Below are 16,776 nucleotides of genomic sequence, written 5' to 3'. Positions count from 1 at the left end.
CATTCTCTTTTTTATGATTGAATAAATTGTATGGCTTACTGCTGCACCCGAAGAATAACGGAAGGCGTTTCTACTTCATTACTTACATTGAGGGCCCGATCCTTGATTCTGATTCTAAATTTCAGGGTGTCGTTTCGGGAAACGGCTAAATGCGGAATCATAATAGACCGCGAAAGCGTACCTTCAATGGGTCCCACTTTGTTATCCTGACGAAGTCGGGGGAAGTTACCTGAGTTGGAAACGCCAAAGCTTTGCGTTACGTCCTGAAACTGGCCCCGAATGCGACGGAGGGTTTTTACTTCATAATTATACCCTTCTTTTATTAACACTGAATCAGGATACATATTACTGGATAAGCCCAAATCCCCATCTCCATCCTGAAATTTGACGCCAATCACCAGCGAATCCTGAGCATTACCTAGGCGGTCGGTGTTGGTTGTTTTACTAATGGTAGTGCTTCCGTCGAGCAAGTTAGGCACATTCGAAAAGTCAGGCTCGGTCGTACAACTCGCTAGATATAGCCCCGCACCAAGGATTAAAAACGTAAATAATACCCGCATCATAGGAACCTAATTCTTATAGTCACTGTCATAAACGACCAATTCACTCTTAAAGTTACATTAGCCCCTGCTAAATTAAGTAAGTTTGTAAAAATTCACCCTATAGGGTTATTTAAGTCACAGACAAATGCCTATTACTGAAGAACTTAAAGATAAAATAGTATCGCTAAATCCCCACCATTTTGAGGATCTGAGCCTGGAAGTCTTCCGGCTTCAGGCCCGGCAGAATGCCATTTATCAGCAATACCTTTCTCATTTAGCTATCAAGCCTGAACAGGTTCATTCGCTTGAGCAGATTCCTTACTTACCCATTGAGTTTTTTAAATCGCACCGCATATTAAGCACTTCTGCAACGGTAAAAACAACCTTTGCCAGCAGTGGCACCACGGGCCAGATCACTAGTCAGCATCTGGTAACGGACCCTGATTTTTATGATGCGGTGAGTGAACGTATTTTCGAAGCCTTTTACGGCCCACTTCAGGATTTTCATATCCTGGCTCTGCTGCCCTCGTACCTGGAACGGTCGAATTCATCGCTGGTCCACATGGTTCGGCATTTCATTGCTAAAACTCAATCCGACTATTCGGGCTTTTACCTGCATAATACCGACGAATTGCTGGAACGACTCTCTGTTTTGAGGCAGAAACCCGAGAAAAAAGTCCTGCTCATCGGAGTTACTTTCGCCCTTTTAGATCTGGCCGAAACTGCTGATTTATCTTTTTTAGAGGGAATGAATCAGTTGATTGTCATGGAAACGGGCGGCATGAAAGGCCGCAGAGAAGAGTTACTTCGCGAGCAGTTACACGAAATTCTCACCCAGGCTTTTCATGTTCCTGTGATTCATTCAGAATACGGAATGACGGAGTTACTCTCCCAGGGCTATTCTTTCGGCGAAGGTTTGTTTCACTTACCCGCCAGTATGAAAATTACCCTTCGGGATGTGAATGATCCGTTTCATCTGTATCAGCCCGGTCAGCAAACCCGCAGCACGGGCGGCATTAATATTATTGATTTGGCCAACATTGATTCCTGTAGTTTTCTAGAAACGAAAGACTTAGGAAGTTACGGCAGGGAGCCTCAAACTTTTCGGGTGTTGGGACGTTTTGATAACTCAGACCTTCGGGGCTGTAATCTCATGGTTCTATAAATCCACCCCTGACTTATGCGTTTGCTTCTTCGTTTGCTCTTCCTAGTTTTACTCGTGGCCGGTATCATTTACGGCTGGGAACAAATCAAAGCCCGCAAGTTTTTTGATCCCTCGGGCCGCTCCGAAGTTGTTACCAATCACAACGTCGTTCTTCAGCAAATCACCTCGCTGGGAAAACTGGAGTTAGTCAAGTATAACTTTCGAGATGTCGTCGATCAAAAAATTACCCGTCAGTTTCTGCCCGACGGCAAAGCTCTGCTCATCATTCAGGGCGAAGCCATTGGCTGTCTGGATTTAACTAAAATGACCGTTGCCGATATTGGTGAAATGCGGGATACACTCATCGTGCGTTTGCCCGAACCCGAAATTTGCGTTGCCAAAATTGATCATTCCAAATCCAAGGTGTATAACACCGAATATGCCTTTACCGATGAAGCCCTGCTGATTGATGAGGCCTTTAAGAAAGCCGAAGAGCAGGTCAGCCAATCGGCTATTAATCAGGGGATCTTAGAACAAACCCGCGAGAATGCTAGTAAAATTTTACGCCCTATGCTTGAAAAAGTGTCCGGTAAAAAAGTATTACTTCGTTACCGCATGAAGGGCCAGATTGACGATCCCCGTTAGGACTTTGTATGCTTTTTTAAGCGATCTTTTCCAGATCATTTAAGAAAATCATGCAGGGAAAAGTAGCCATTATTACCGGCGGTGCTCAGGGAATTGGGCGGGTCATTAGCCAGCGATTACTCGAAAAAGGTTGCTCAGTAGCCATTTGGGAACAGGACGAAAAAGCCTTACGTGAAATCCAGAAGGAATTCGAGAAACTCGGTCACGTACTGGCTTTACCCTGTGATATTGCTCAACCCAAAGCCATTGAAAAAGCTCTGGAGCAAACCGTTGAAGCTTTCGGCCGCATTGACATACTCGTAAATAATGCAGCCATTTTTGAAAATAAGCCGCTGGAAGACTGGAGTTTTGAAGACTGGGCTCAGGGCATAAATGTCAACCTTTCGGGTCCGTTTTGGAGTAGCAGGGTTTGTGCTCCTTACCTGAAAGCAAGTAAAGGAGTCATTATTAACCTCTGCTCCACCCGGGCTTTTCAGTCGGACCCCGACACCTTTGCTTATTCAGCCTCGAAGGGAGGAATTTTTGCTCTGACGCATGCTCTGGCTATCAGTCTGGGTCCTGACATTCGGGTAAATTGCATTTCTCCCGGATGGATTGACGTTACGGCCTATCAAAAATCTTCGGATCAAAAACCCGCAAAACTCAGTAAAGCCGACCACGAACAGCACCCAGCGGGTCGTGTAGGTAACCCCGACGATATTGCCAATCTGGTTATCTTCTTAAGTGATCCCGCTAATTCGTTTATTACAGGTCAAAACTTTACCGTTGATGGGGGCATGAGCCGAAAGATGATTTATGTATAAAGGCAAAAGCAGCAGGGAGATCCATTCCTGCTGCTTTTGTGATAGCCTTATTTCTATCGATTAGCGATAATAACCAGAGCGGCAACATTAATACCGAAAGCCAAACCCCAGCTAGTCCAGATTTTCTTTTGTTTGATTTGTTTGGCTCTTTGCCTATAACCCGAAGCATAATCGGGCGACTTCATTAGATCAGCATTCGGAAAACCCAGATTTTCTAGTTTAGGGCCTTTGTCTGAACTTATCACGGCAGGAATAATTCCAATGAAAGGAACCAGCACACTGCTTAGAAAAGTAGCATTGCGAGCCGCTTTGTACTTTTTATAATGCAGCTGAGCATCTTGTCTTCCTTTGGCAAATAAATCCTTGGAGGTGTCTTTTGAGACCAGAGTAGAAGACTTGGCCGAAGCCAGTAAAAGACTATCGGGTTGCTGAGCCCGAAGAAGGGCTGGAAAGCCTGTCAGTAGTAACAGGGTAATCAGGATATTTTTCATGAGTTGGCGGGGATAATTCCATTGTCTTTGGAAAGATACTAAGATTTACTGGTAATAATTAAAGTCAGTCCGCTATTAATTTATTCTAATGACTGCTGAATCTGCCTTAAAACGTATACTGATTATTGAATGTTTATAAACTATAAAAGAAAACCCTACCGACTATAATAGTCAGTAGGGTTCTTCGAAAACGATAATACAAATACTTATTCTTCTTTACCGTCGTCAACAATGTTAGGCTCGAGTGTGTCCACTAAAGCTTCATCATCACCTTTTACTTTTTCCTTGATTTTAGCTTCCAGTTCGTCCAGCAGTTCGGGGTTATCCTTGAGGATCTCTTTTACTGCGTCGCGACCTTGGCCCAAACGGTTGGTACCGTAGCTAAACCAGGAACCTGATTTTTTCACGATTTCGAGTTCAACAGCTAAATCCAGCACTTCGCCCACTTTCGAGATTCCTTCGCCATACATGATGTCGAATTCAACCACTTTAAATGGAGGAGCTAATTTGTTTTTAACCACTTTCACCCGCGTACGGTTACCCGTAATGCTGTCCGCTCCTTCTTTGATCTGACCCGCCCGACGAATATCCAGACGAACCGATGCGTAGAATTTCAGAGCATTACCCCCCGTAGTGGTTTCGGGGTTACCGAACATCACACCAATTTTTTCCCGTAACTGGTTAATGAAAATACAGCAGCAGGAAGTTTTGTTAATGATACCAGTCATCTTACGTAAAGCCTGCGACATCAAACGAGCCTGCAAACCTACTTTCGAATCCCCCATATCGCCTTCAATCTCAGCTTTAGGAACCAAAGCGGCGACGGAGTCAATCACAATAATATCAATAGCACCGGAGGAAATCAGATGCTCGGCAATTTCAAGAGCCTGCTCACCGTTATCAGGCTGAGCAATGAGAAGATTACCTGTATCGATGCCTAATTTTTCTGCGTAACTACGATCAAAGGCGTGCTCTGCATCAATAAATGCAGCTAAGCCTCCTTTTTTCTGAGCCTCAGCGATGCAATGCATGGCAATAGTCGTCTTACCTGAAGATTCAGGTCCGTAAATCTCTACCACCCGTCCACGCGGAACCCCGCCAATGCCCAAGGCCAGATCCAGTCCTAAAGAACCCGTTGAAATAACAGGAATATCCAGAACTTTCGCATCTGAAAGACGCATGACCGTACCTTTACCGTAGGCTTTGTCTAATTTTTCAATGGTGGTTTGCAAAGCTTTTAACTTTTGCCCTGCGTCCGTACCTTTTGCTTCTGCCATGTTTAAAAAAACGAGCTATTGAGTGAAGAATTTGACCTAAAATTACACATTAGGGGCCAAATATCCTAATCACCCCTAAATATTTGTTCTATTTTTTTAATCAATTTGAACACCGAAACGTTCCGTCCCGGATTGATTTTAAAACATATTTACGAGGAAAATGGATATATCTGGTTGCCGTTTACAAAAAAAGCGTTTTTATTGAAGTCCAGGTTATTGTTTAAAGTCACCCATGAAACATATCATAAAAAAAATTGCCCTGTCCATCGGTTTGCTAGTGCTGGTAGTAGGCATCTGGCAGTGGGACTGGGTAAGTTACAGCTACGGGCAACTCAGCGGCGGGGCCAGAGTACTGCTGGAAGCTAAACCCGTTAGTGAAGTACTTCAGGATTCTTCCGTGCCCGATTCCATTAAAAGCAAACTTCGCTTTATTGAAGAGATCCGGCAGTTTGCCATTGATTCACTGGGTCTCAACGATACCCCCTTATATCAGTCTTATTACGATCAGCACAATAAACCCATTTGTTACGTTCTGACCGTAGCAGAGCCCTACCAGGTCAAAGCCATTGAATTTTCTTTTCCCATCATCGGTTCTTTTACCTATAAAGGTTTTTTTGATTTGCAACGAGCCAAAAAAGAAGAGAAGCTCTGGTCAGGTTACGATACCGAAATCAGCCCGGTTTCGGCCTATAGTACCTTGGGTTACTTCAACGATCCTATTCTGTCAGGCATGCTTTCACTGCCTGAAGGACGATTGGCCAGTCTGATCATGCATGAAATGACTCACGCCACTGTCTTTATTAAAAATCAACATGAGTTCAATGAGAATCTGGCTAACTTCATCGGCGATTATGGAGCCGTCCGATTTTTGGCACAGCGTTTTGGAACTAGCTCCCCGGTTTATCAAACCTATTTGCAGGGTAAAGTATTCAGAGATCGCTATGTACAGCACTTCAATCGGGGTAAACTATCACTGGATAGTCTATACGCAACTTTTTTGCCCCAGTGGTCGAATCAACGAAAAGATCAGTTGAAACACCAGCAGATTCGTTATATTATTCAACAGGCTGATACGTTATATAAAGGCCTTACTCAGGTGCGGCGGCGAAGCTGGAAAGCTGATGAATTACCAAATAATGCTTTCTTTGTAGGGTTTGCCACGTATAATTCTCGGCGAAATGAGTTTGAAATTGAATTTAAGGAAAAGTTTCGGGGTGATTTCAAACGATACTTATCCTATTTAAAAACTAAATACGACTCTTAATATCCTTTATAACCGGATTCATTACGATCATTTACTCCCCTTTTACATGCGAATGTCCCGCTTCTCTTTACTAGTGTTTTTCCTAAGTGGTTTTTTTGGATTAGGATTTATTTCACTTCAGGAGCTAACTCCAAGGACCACTTTTCAGGCAACGCCCGGCGAACATCTGGAGTACCGCGTTCACTATGGTTTTATTAATGCTGCCGAAGCCACCGTGGATGTCAGCGATAAATTTCACCGTGTGAAGGGAAAAGCCTGTTACCGCGTGACGGCCACGGGTAGAACCACGGGAGCATTTGATTTGGTAACGAAAGTTCGGGACTCCTGGCAGTCCTACATTGATCCGCAAACGCTGTTACCTATGGAATTTTCCATGCGGCAGCAGGAAGGACGTTATCAGAAAGAGCAAAAGGTTAGCTTCGATCAGGAAAGCGACAAGATCGTTTCGGTAAGTAAGGGCAAGGATTCAAAGGAAGAAGTGAAGGAATTTAAAGCTCCTGGCTCGATCTATGATGTCATTAGTGGCTATTTTTTTCTGAGAACGGTGGATTTTAACCGCATGAAAGAAGGCCAGATTACGACGGTCAAAACCTTTTATGATAACGATTTTATTAACCTCCAGATTCGCTACGCTGGTAAAGAAGTGGTGAAAACCAAATTTGGTAAGCTCAACACGCACCGCATCATTCCCATCATGCCTCAAAATAAACTTTTTGACGGCAAGGAAGCCATCCGTATCTGGGTTTCAGATGATGCGAATAAAGTACCGGTCAAGGTAGAATTTGATCTGATGGTAGGTGCTGTAGCGATGGATCTTAAAAATTACAGAGGCATGCGGGAAGAATTCCAGTGGCAATAGTTACCGCATGCGATTACGCAGTTTCCAGAGGGCATTTACCCATCCGGGTAACTGATTGGCTCGGAGTTCGTAAAAGGACATTACCCTGCTTCCGAAACTAGCATAGAAGTTAGCAATATCGGTAACCTGAGCACTTTCAAAGTCAAATAAGCCGGAAGTTCCGGCTTTTTCGTTTAAGTAACGATCAATAAGATAAGTGCGGGCATTACCCCGGCGGCCTTCCTCATTGGCTGCATTGAACAAATACAGCGTACGTTTTTTCCAGGTAACAAACCAGGCTCCAGCTTGGATTTCCCCTGCCTTCTCCGCATACCATAACTCGGAAAAGCCCCTTTTCTGACTTGCTTCAAACAAGGAGTTCAGTAATTCATACGTCCTGGGATGAGTTCCGCCCTGAATCTGATGCTCGTGGTAGTACCGGAATAAGTCGGCTAATGACGTGATTTGATTCCCTACGGAAATCGTCCATTGAGCTTTTTCAGCCCGCTTTACGTTCATTTTCCGATCCCGTTTATACGCTTCACGAATCGACTCATAGGATTGATCGAGTGAAAGCACATGGGTTTGAAAAGTAGTAATGCGGGCGAAAGAATAGGTATTTAATAAAGACAGAGCAGGAAAGCTAAGGGAGAAACTGGCGATGAAGCGGTATTGGCGGAATAAAGCATCCAGAAATAGCTTTTGATCATCAAGACTAAGACTTTCACCAGCGTATAAAGCCAGAAACTGACAGAAGAGCGGTTGATGCACGAAACGGAAACCATAACGCTGCTGCACGGGAACGGGGAGAACGGCCCGGTATTGATCCTTCGTACTTTTCCAGACCAGACATTCCCATTGCGGAGAAACCAGATCTAACCACCAGGAAAGGCCGTAAATCGTACCACACTCACTGGCTTCTACGCAGGCATCATAGGCGACAGTATTAAGCTGAGAGCGACGAAGGCAAGTAATCATACGGTTGGACTGAAGTAGTGTGTGAGCTGAAATAAGAATTTCCCCTCCATAACTCCAAACCCAACGTATTTCTAATTTCGCTTCCCAAAGTTTTTCTGAAGTTCGAGCAGTTGAGCTTTCACGTCTTTGTTATGCTCCTTTAACTCGGAAATGGTTTGAATGGCGTGGATCACCGTCGAGTGATCGCGGCCTCCAAAGTGGTAACCAATGGACTTAAGCGATAAATCCGTGTATTCCTTGGCAAAGTACATCGCTACTTGACGAGGGAAAACGAGTTCTTTCTTGCGACTCTTTCCCTTCATATCCTGAAGCGTAGTTTTATAATGCTGGCAAATGGTTTCCATAATGGTTTCAATGGTAACCTCCCGCTCTGAGTCCTGAACGATATTTCGAAGCACCTGCCGGGCCAGATTCATATCAATCTCCCGACGTAACAGGGTAGCCTGAGCAATCAGAGAAACCACGACACCTTCAAGCTCCCGCACGTTGGTATCAATGGAGTGAGCCAGGTATTCAATGACTTCGTAATCAATATCCACCCCATCGCCGTGTAGTTTCTTCATGATGATGGCAATTCGCGATTCCAGATCGGGCATCTGTAAATCGGCTGAAAGCCCCCATTTGAAACGCGAAAGCAGACGATCCTGAAGCCCCTGTAAATCTTTGGGGGGACGATCGGACGTCATAATAATCTGCTTACCAGTTTGATGAAGGTGATTAAAAATATGGAAAAATGTCTCCTGAGTTCGTTCCTTACCTGCCAGGAACTGTACGTCATCCAGGATGAGTACGTCAATTTGCAGATAGAAATTAGTGAAGTTCTGAATGGAGTTATTCCGCACCGCCATCACGAATTGATTCATGAATTTTTCGGTGGAAACAAATAACACAAATTTCCCCGCGTCAGACGCTTTGATCTGATTACCAATGGCTTGAGCGAGGTGAGTTTTCCCCAAACCTACCCCGCCGTAAATCAGCAGTGGATTAAAGGAGGTAACTCCGGGTTTGGTAGCAACGGCATGTCCCGCCGAGCGGGCCAGCCGGTTAAAGTCCCCTTCAACGTAATTCTCGAAGGTATAAATGGGATTCAGATAGGACGTTAATTCCAGCCCATCCAAATCGGGTAATTCAAAAGGATTTCGAAGTTGCTCGGGTTCCGCATTTGCCTTCTTCTGCGGAGCGGGTGCATTTTGAGGAGCGGGTCGCTGGTTCGGAACGGTATAACCCATCGGCGGCTTCTTATCATCGCCTTTATCCACAATCACTGCGTATTCCAACATGCCCTGACGGCCAATGGCATGGTCAATGGCCCTTCGCAGCACGTGCACGTAATTTTCCTCCAGCCATTCATAGAAGAATTCGCTTGGTACCTGAATGGTCAAGGTGTTTCCAGACAGACGTGCGGGCACGATCGGCTCGAACCAGGTCTTAAAGCTCTGGTCGGGCACGTACTCACGTATGATCTTTAAACACTCTTGCCAAACGGATTTGGCATCTCTGATGGCAGTCTGCAAGGCTCTTTTCAGGCTGGATTTTTCACAAGGGGTGCAAAGATAAATAAACAGAATGGCCCCGTAAAAAGTATTTAAGCAAATTCCTCAAATTTTTTTGAGTACGCTCTTTTTAGAGAAAAGCATTCCCAAATTATGCATTTTCAGTTAAGAAACCGTTACCCCCTAGCTGCCTTTTTGTAAATACGTCACTTTCAAACGACCCCAACCATGACTTTAACCGACAACTTTACTACTCCTTTAGCTGAATTTTATTACCCTAATCATACGCAGTTTATTCCGCAAGGACTACGAGAAGCGGCTCTGGCTTTGTTGAAGGAATGGAACCTGGAGCTAGAAGATTTTGCATCTTCCTTTCCCGGCCACTCCATCTCTGAAAGCCAGCGATTACAGTCTGAGCTTTTAGCCCGATCTGTGGTTTTTATTACCGATCCATCCCTACCAACCTCTCTACCCCAGAGCAAGGCTACTGAATTAGTAATTGAAAGCCCAGAATTGGATTACGATTTATTAGCCACTCGCCTCAACCCCACTGATCAGAAAATCTACTTCTCAGGATCAGTGGATTACTTGGCTTTGGCCGATACCCTGCAGCGTCATTTTTCCACAGCCCTTGAAGGGGGCTTTGGTAGTAAACTCAATCCTGACCTACCTGGTTTTGAAGAAGGGCTTCTTCGTAAAACTTCTTTTTCGACCTCCTTCAAACCTTTCCGCCTTATTTCTCCTATTTCTCCAGTAGAAGAGAACATCGTCAGACGATTAAGCCATGTACTGCATACGCTGCAACGCTGGCTGAGGTCATTAACTGACCAGGGTCATTCGGCAGAAACCCTGCTTACAAAAGTGGAGGTTTGCCTAGAGCTGACGGGCCAGAATTTACTAGATGCTGTCATGATCCGAACACTACGTTTTTTGCTTCATCATTTCCAGCTTGTGCAGTCTATTCAGCCCCCAGTGTCGGTCTTTATTTATGCGTATAGTCATCAGAGTACGGCTCACTGGGTACTTTCCGCTTTTGATTCGTATGCTTTTACAAAAAAAAATGCGGAGGTATTAACTGCGGATGTCCCTTCTACCGACTTACTGGATTTGGTTAGCTGGAGTCTGGCTCAGCAGGTCTGGAATTTATTCGTTTCTGAACAGTAAAAGGCTGTCTAAGATGGCTTTTTCGTATAAAGAAAGGAGAATCTTAAGCTGGCTTCTCCCTTCTTTCATAGAGGCCTCTTAAGTAAAGCTGGCAGCTACTCTAATCTGTCATCCAGAGCGAAGCGAAGGAACTTACTATTTCTGGGATATACGGGTTGTGGCAGGCCTGAGTAAGGTTTCTAACAAATTATAAGTACATTAAAAAAGGCAGTTTCTTCACTTTTTCAGGTAAGACTAAAGCTAATTTCATATAATTGGTATTTTTCTACCAAACCTATGATCAAGTCCACTGCTTTTTTCCTTATTTTCACCTTTCTAACTAGTTGCGTTTCCGTTCGTTCCAACTCGAAAACGCATCAGGAGGCTTCTTTTCGTAAGATTTTAGTACTCCTGCTGGATTCTTCCCATGATGTTAGAGACTCCCAGCGTTTCTTGAAAGCCTGCCCGGAAGGTTATTCGCTGTGTACGGTTTCTCGTTCGCAGGAGCTAGCTTTTGACTCCGTGGATAGCTTCATTACCAAAGAAAATAAAGTCTGTCAAGCCGATGTAGTGATGATTGTCAAACGTACGGGCGATATCATTCAGCAAAACAGTTACGGAGCCACTCGTGTCACGGGTAACGAATACAGCGTCGAATTACAAACCTTACCTGATCAACAGGCTTTCTGGAAAGCCTCCATTCGTTCGGAAGGAACAAATCTGGTGCCAGCTCGAACCATTTTCAAACGCCTGATTCAGGATGGCTGGATCCACACTAATCAGCTACACCTCGAAGCAGGCCCAAAGCATTAATTTGGCTGTTTTGGGTAAAAACCCGTCAATACTACTCAATTTTAATATTTTAATTATATTTTAAATTTGATTAATACAAAATACATGAAAATAATACGCGGATATTAGCTTCAAAATTTTTATTTTTGGTTTTTCGCTCGTCAAACGACTAGCCCTTTCAATCCTATTTGTTAATCATTGGCGAATGTTGCTCTATAGTCTTGGCTTTTTAGACGTTGCCTTTTCTGACCTTATCGACGTGATATTGGTCGCTTTTCTGATGTATCAGATTTATTTTCTGATCAAAGGCAGCATTGCAAGCCGGGTTTTTCTGGGTTACCTTCTTGTATACGGTTTTTACCTGATTGTCAAAGCCTTAAACATGGAGTTACTCTCCACGATTTTAGGTCAGTTCATGGAAATTGGCGTACTGGCTCTGGTGATTATCTTTCAACCCGAAATCAGGCGATTTCTCATCTTTGTAGGCCGTTCAACCAACCTTCAGCAATACCCCATTTTAAACCGTATTTTTCAACAGAAGTCCGAAAACCATAACACTTGGGAATTAGCCCCCGTAATAGACGCCGTTAAAAAACTAGCCGCCAGCCGGACCGGAGCCCTGATTGCCATTAAAAAAGAAGATTCGCTTAAACGATACATTGAATCTGGCGATAGTATTGATGCGGAACTTTCCAAGGCTATTCTGCTGGCAATTTTTCAGAAAAACGGCCCCCTGCACGACGGAGCCGTTATTATCTCTGATGGCCGTATTAAAGCAGCCCGATGTATGTTACCCGTTTCTGAAAGTCCTCATATTTCACCCATCCTGGGTTTTCGTCACCGGGCCGCTATTGGATTATCCGAGCATTCGGACGCCGCTATTATCGTTGTTTCAGAAGAGCGGGGCGAAATCACGCTCGTCACAGAAGGCGGTCGAATTCAACGCCACATTCTCGTACAGGAACTTCAGAACCACCTCACTGAATACCTTTCTCAGTAAGAATCATTTTTTCTTTACCGCTTTTCGATAGGTGGTAATGGCCCGTTCCCGAGCCGTTTCGTGTTCTACAATCGGGTCGGGGTAATGAGCTTCACTTACCTCGGGTACCCAATGCCGAACGTATTCCTGTTTGGCATCGAATTTCTTAGCCTGCAAAGCTGGATTAAACACCCGGAAATAAGGAGAGGCATCACAGCCACTACCTGCTGCCCACTGCCAGCCACCGTTATTAGCCGAAAAATCGTAATCCAGAAGTTTTTTGGCAAAATAAGCTTCGCCCCACCGCCAGTCGATTAACAGATGCTTAGCCAGAAAACTTGCCGTAATCATCCGAACCCGATTATGCATAAAGCCTGTTGCATTCATCTGCCGCATGCCCGCATCCACGATGGGGTAACCCGTTTGTCCTTCACACCAGGCTTCAAAATCTTTCTCATCATTACGCCACTGAATTCGGTCGTATTCAGGCCGAAACGCGTGGCCTGAGTTAATATGCGGGAAGTGATAAAGTACCTGAAAATAAAAGTCCCGCCACATGAGCTCATTGAGATACGTAGCATTGAGTTTTTGAGCCACCCGAACCAGTTCCCGAATGGAAACAGTACCAAACCGCAAGTGAATCGACATACGGCTTGTGCCTTCCAGATTTGGGAAATCACGGGTTTTGTCGTAGTCTTTAATGAGTTCTTCGTTAATTTCTGACGAAGGGAAGGGCTCGCCTACGGCCTCAAAATTCATATCCTGCAAACTGGGAATAGCGGGAAGTTTGGCCTCAAAAAAGTTTTTAAAGTACTTCTCGGTTGGATACGACTTTACGTAAAAGTCATTGACTTTAGTTTTCCAGGCTTTACTATAGGGCGTGAAAACAGAGTAAGGTTTTCCGGCCTTACTCAACACTTCGTCTTTTTCGAAAATAACCTGATCTTTAAAACTATGCAGGGGAATTTGTTTAGTGGCCAGCAAGTCAGCTACGGCTTTATCTCGTTCTAAAGCATACTGTTCGTAATCATTATTCGTGTAGACTTCGGCAATGTCATATTCCTTCAAAACCTCTTTCCAGACGGGTAAGGCCGAACCGTATTTCACCAGTAGCCCCGACTTATGCTTTTGAAGCTTTTTATCAAGGGAAAGAATTTGCTCATAAATAAACTCTACCCGACGATCCCGGCGATCTTCCAGGTCATCAAGAATTTCACGATCAAAAATAAAAAAGACCAATACGGGATATGCTCCGCGTAAGGCGTGATATAAAGCAGCCTGGTCGTGCAGACGAAGATCCCGCCGCAACCAGCAAATTGAAATTTTTTCCATCCGTATTCGTATAGCAGGTCTCTTTGGGGCTTACCTGTTTTATCTCCCGCTTCTTCACTAGCAAAAAGTATTGCCAGCAATAACCCGACCGCATGCTACTTGTTTTACAGAAGAGGGCGGAATGGCACCATGTTTTTTAATCAAAGACAAGGATAAAATCTGGAAAAGAAATAAATTTCTTACCTCAAGGTATTGCCATCCTTAATTCTTGGTTTAGGTTTGTTACCAGGCAACAAATCAGTAAAAACCATTTTAGAAAGGGAAATCACGCATTCCCGAACCCTTATCATAACACTATGCTGCTTTATAACGTCACGTATAATATTGAACACGCCGCCCATGATGAATGGATTGAATGGATGAAAAACACCCACGTTCCGGCTGTACTGGCAACTAATCTTCCCATTGGTAATCGCATTTTTAAACTACTCACGGAAATTGATCAGGGTGGAGTAACCTATACGTTCCAGTTCTTTTTTGCCGATATGGACGATTATAATACCTACGTTAATGATTATTCGGCCCGTTTAGAATCTGAAATTGATCGTCGTTACGGTTTGCAATTCGTTCATTTCAGAACACTTCTTCAAGAAATCATCTAGGATTTTTCTAGCTTTTTCTTTTTCCGCTTCCTTTTCATGGTGAAGGAAGCGGATGAAAAATCTACTACGTTTATCGGGTCTGGCAGAATCTTCTCCGTCTTTTCCATAAGGCTTTACAACGCTTCATTCAACTCTGATTTATAGAAGATTACATAAATTTCTTTTCATCATGAGTACGCTACGACTTGAGTCTCTCTTTCCCCTAGCGGAAGAAATTCCCGCCGAACACGCCCTTTCAGCCCCCCTAGAGCAGCGGGAATATCTGATTGGAGGAACCATGAAACCCTGGCAAGGTAAAACCCAGGATGTGTATTCGCCCATTCATCAACGCACCGCCGACGGTTGGGAACCCGTTCGCATTGGTAGTTACCCCGTAGTGGATGCTGCTGACGGCATGGAAGTATTATATGCCGCTTTGAAAGCGTACGATAACGGTCGCGGTGAATGGCCGACTATGTCTGTTGCGGGCCGAATTGCCTGCATGGAAACCTTCACCCAGAAAATGCTGCAAAAGAAAGCCGAGGTGGTGAAGCTGCTCATGTGGGAAATTGGTAAATCGCTGGCCGACTCGGAAAAGGAATTTGACCGCACCGTGCAGTACATTCATGACACCCTCGATGAGCTCAAACGCATTGACCGCGAGAATTCCAAATTCATCATCGAGGAAGGTATTATTGGGCAGGTTCGCCGCTCGCCACTGGGCGTAGTGCTTTGCATGGGACCGTTCAATTATCCTTTGAATGAAACCTATACGATGCTCATTCCTGCAATTCTGATGGGTAACGTAGTGTTATTCAAACCTCCCAAACACGGAACTCTGCTGCATTACCCACTGCTGGAAGCCTTTAAAGAAAGTTTCCCTCCCGGCGTGGTTAATACACTGTACGGACGCGGTAATACCGTCATTCCGGGATTAATGCAATCGGGTAAAATTGATGTATTAGGGCTCATTGGCTCCAGCCGTGTCGCGTCGGATCTTAAGAAAATGCACCCGAAAACCAACCGTTTGCGGGCCATTTTAGGACTGGATGCCAAGAATGCAGGTATTATTCTTGAAAATGCGGATCTGGATTTAGCCGTAAAAGAATCGGTATTGGGTGCGTTATCTTTTAATGGACAACGGTGTACGGCCCTGAAAATTCTCTGGGTTCATAAAAACCGGGCTGAAGAGTTTCTTTCTAGACTCAGCGAAGCCGTAGCCAAACTGCAACTGGGTATGCCCTGGCAAAAAGGCGTGAATCTAACGCCTCTGCCCGAGCCTAATAAACCCGCTTATTTGATTGAATGCATTGAAGACGCCAAACTCAAAGGTGCTCGTGTAATCAATCCACACGGCGGTGAAAACTTCAAATCTTTTGTGTATCCAGCCATTCTTTATCCCGTGGCTGAAGGCATGAAGGTGTATCGGGAAGAGCAGTTCGGCCCCATTATCCCAGTGGCTACCTTTACAAGTGAAGAAGAACCCATCCAATATTTAATTGATTCTCAGCACGGACAGCAGGTTAGTATTTTTGGTAACGATCCCGTGGAAATTGCTAATCTGGTGGATCAGTTAGTAAATCAGGTTTCGCGGGTTAACATTAACGCCCAATGCCAACGTGGACCGGATATGTTCCCTTTTACGGGTCGTAAAGATTCCGCCGAAGGTACCTTATCTGTAAATGATGCCCTTCGCTCTTTCTCCATTCGAACGATTGTCGCCACGAAAGAAACCAGCGAAAACAAAGCGATTGTAAATGAGATTCTACAAAAGAACGAATCGAATTTTCTTTCGACGCGGTATATTTTGTAGATACTGATTTTATACAAAAAAGGCAGAAGTTCTGCCTTTTTTGTATAATGCCTGTTCTAAACCCCTTCCACGCTATGAATCACGTTTTCCTAAAAACACAGGTATTAACTCTTCTACTGTTTTTCTTTTCTGGTATATCTGCATTACAGGCTCAGCAAAAGAAATGGATTCCTGCGTTTAAACTTAATTTTCGTGATTACTTAAAACTCAATACGAGTCGGGACGATGTATCGTATTTTCTTCAGTGGAACGGAATAAGTCCTAATGAAGGCTCGCCCCAGTGTGAAACCAGATACGGAGAATTTAAATTTAGAGTTAATTATGAGGGTTTGGTAGATAGTATTCAGGTAATGGGTAATCTTCCTGATTATTACAATCAACGAATTGTCACCAGAATCAGAGAAACCGCCGGTCGATGGACAATTCCTGCTAATTCTTCGCCTCAAAACGAGTGCTGGTTTACTTATCCGTTCTATATGTTCATCAGAGAAAATTATTCGGGTTGTCCAAACCGAGGTCATGCTTCTCAGCAAAATCATTTTGCTAACTACAAGCTTTTACTAAGCCTTCCGTATAGTGACCAGGGTATATTATCTACTACCACCAGTGTTCTGATCAGGCCCGGTCACTCGGAGCCTTCAGCGATCAAATGAGCCCACAA

17 protein-coding genes are annotated in these 16,776 nt (G+C 44.3%); 11 read left to right on the top strand and 6 right to left on the bottom strand.

What is annotated here, in order from left to right; translation table 11 throughout:
- Positions 1-35: 35 nt before the first annotated feature.
- The gene (locus BWI96_RS13380; protein ID WP_157830364.1) at positions 36-563 is read right to left on the bottom strand and encodes a hypothetical protein; all 528 of its coding nucleotides are present in this window, start codon (positions 561-563) and stop codon (positions 36-38) included.
- Between the two features lie 124 nt (positions 564-687).
- Between BWI96_RS13380 and BWI96_RS13375 the strand changes: the two genes are divergently transcribed.
- The 3 genes from BWI96_RS13375 to BWI96_RS13365 are packed head-to-tail and all read left to right on the top strand — an operon-like array spanning position 688 to position 3,134.
- On the top strand, positions 688-1,707 hold the full coding sequence (locus BWI96_RS13375) for an acyl transferase (RefSeq protein WP_106637128.1): 1,020 nt from the start codon (positions 688-690) through the stop codon (positions 1,705-1,707).
- A 15-nt stretch (positions 1,708-1,722) separates the two neighbouring features.
- The gene (locus BWI96_RS13370) at positions 1,723-2,331 is read left to right on the top strand and encodes a DUF4230 domain-containing protein (RefSeq protein WP_106637127.1); all 609 of its coding nucleotides are present in this window, start codon (positions 1,723-1,725) and stop codon (positions 2,329-2,331) included.
- 50 nt (positions 2,332-2,381) lie between these two features.
- A complete protein-coding gene (locus tag BWI96_RS13365; RefSeq protein WP_106637126.1) occupies positions 2,382-3,134 on the top strand; it encodes a glucose 1-dehydrogenase in 753 nt (250 codons plus the stop codon).
- A gap of 53 nt (positions 3,135-3,187) precedes the next feature.
- On the opposite strand, the gene BWI96_RS13360 is transcribed toward BWI96_RS13365, so the two are convergent.
- Together BWI96_RS13360 and recA are read right to left on the bottom strand one after the other, a co-directional pair.
- Positions 3,188-3,625, bottom strand: a complete 438-nt coding sequence (locus BWI96_RS13360; RefSeq protein WP_106637125.1) for a hypothetical protein — start codon at positions 3,623-3,625, stop codon at positions 3,188-3,190.
- Between the two features lie 206 nt (positions 3,626-3,831).
- On the bottom strand, positions 3,832-4,902 hold the full coding sequence (gene recA, locus BWI96_RS13355; protein ID WP_106637124.1) for a recombinase RecA: 1,071 nt from the start codon (positions 4,900-4,902) through the stop codon (positions 3,832-3,834).
- A 232-nt stretch (positions 4,903-5,134) separates the two neighbouring features.
- Here recA and BWI96_RS13350 point away from each other — a divergent pair, with 232 nt between their 5' ends.
- Together BWI96_RS13350 and BWI96_RS13345 are read left to right on the top strand one after the other, a co-directional pair.
- Positions 5,135-6,166 (top strand): aminopeptidase, encoded by a 1,032-nt coding sequence (locus tag BWI96_RS13350; RefSeq protein WP_232793723.1) that lies wholly within the window; start codon positions 5,135-5,137, stop codon positions 6,164-6,166.
- A gap of 46 nt (positions 6,167-6,212) precedes the next feature.
- On the top strand, positions 6,213-7,025 hold the full coding sequence (locus BWI96_RS13345) for a DUF3108 domain-containing protein (protein ID WP_106637123.1): 813 nt from the start codon (positions 6,213-6,215) through the stop codon (positions 7,023-7,025).
- Here the strand turns inward: BWI96_RS13345 and BWI96_RS13340 are convergent, their stop codons facing one another.
- Both BWI96_RS13340 and dnaA read right to left on the bottom strand, forming a co-directional pair.
- Positions 7,026-7,982 (bottom strand): GNAT family N-acetyltransferase, encoded by a 957-nt coding sequence (locus tag BWI96_RS13340; RefSeq protein WP_106637122.1) that lies wholly within the window; start codon positions 7,980-7,982, stop codon positions 7,026-7,028.
- A 71-nt stretch (positions 7,983-8,053) separates the two neighbouring features.
- Positions 8,054-9,496, bottom strand: a complete 1,443-nt coding sequence (dnaA, locus tag BWI96_RS13335) for a chromosomal replication initiator protein DnaA (RefSeq protein WP_232793722.1) — start codon at positions 9,494-9,496, stop codon at positions 8,054-8,056.
- A gap of 207 nt (positions 9,497-9,703) precedes the next feature.
- Between dnaA and BWI96_RS13330 the strand changes: the two genes are divergently transcribed.
- From BWI96_RS13330 to cdaA, 3 genes are all read left to right on the top strand, one after another.
- Positions 9,704-10,639: a hypothetical protein gene (locus BWI96_RS13330; protein WP_106637121.1), complete on the top strand. Its 936-nt coding sequence runs from the start codon at positions 9,704-9,706 to the stop codon at positions 10,637-10,639.
- A gap of 276 nt (positions 10,640-10,915) precedes the next feature.
- A complete protein-coding gene (locus BWI96_RS13325; RefSeq protein WP_106637120.1) occupies positions 10,916-11,431 on the top strand; it encodes a hypothetical protein in 516 nt (171 codons plus the stop codon).
- Positions 11,432-11,615: 184 nt separating this feature from the next.
- Positions 11,616-12,410 carry a diadenylate cyclase CdaA gene (cdaA, locus tag BWI96_RS13320; RefSeq protein WP_106637119.1) on the top strand — a complete coding sequence of 265 codons (795 nt, stop codon included), beginning with the start codon at positions 11,616-11,618 and terminating at the stop codon, positions 12,408-12,410.
- 3 nt (positions 12,411-12,413) lie between these two features.
- On the opposite strand, the gene BWI96_RS13315 is transcribed toward cdaA, so the two are convergent.
- Entirely contained in the window at positions 12,414-13,721 is a 1,308-nt protein-coding gene (locus BWI96_RS13315; RefSeq protein WP_106637118.1) for a deoxyribodipyrimidine photo-lyase, read from the bottom strand.
- Between the two features lie 296 nt (positions 13,722-14,017).
- Here BWI96_RS13315 and BWI96_RS13310 point away from each other — a divergent pair, with 296 nt between their 5' ends.
- From BWI96_RS13310 to BWI96_RS13300, 3 genes are all read left to right on the top strand, one after another.
- Positions 14,018-14,323 (top strand): DUF4286 family protein, encoded by a 306-nt coding sequence (locus BWI96_RS13310; protein ID WP_106637117.1) that lies wholly within the window; start codon positions 14,018-14,020, stop codon positions 14,321-14,323.
- Positions 14,324-14,492: 169 nt separating this feature from the next.
- The gene (locus BWI96_RS13305) at positions 14,493-16,115 is read left to right on the top strand and encodes an NADP-dependent glyceraldehyde-3-phosphate dehydrogenase (protein WP_106637116.1); all 1,623 of its coding nucleotides are present in this window, start codon (positions 14,493-14,495) and stop codon (positions 16,113-16,115) included.
- A gap of 74 nt (positions 16,116-16,189) precedes the next feature.
- Positions 16,190-16,768 (top strand): hypothetical protein, encoded by a 579-nt coding sequence (locus BWI96_RS13300; protein ID WP_106637115.1) that lies wholly within the window; start codon positions 16,190-16,192, stop codon positions 16,766-16,768.
- The last annotated feature ends 8 nt before the right edge of the window (positions 16,769-16,776 follow it).

It is taken from the genome of Siphonobacter sp. SORGH_AS_0500 (assembly GCF_002838835.1).
Classification (GTDB): domain Bacteria; phylum Bacteroidota; class Bacteroidia; order Cytophagales; family Spirosomataceae; genus Siphonobacter.
This window is presented reverse-complemented; position numbering and strand designations above follow the sequence as displayed.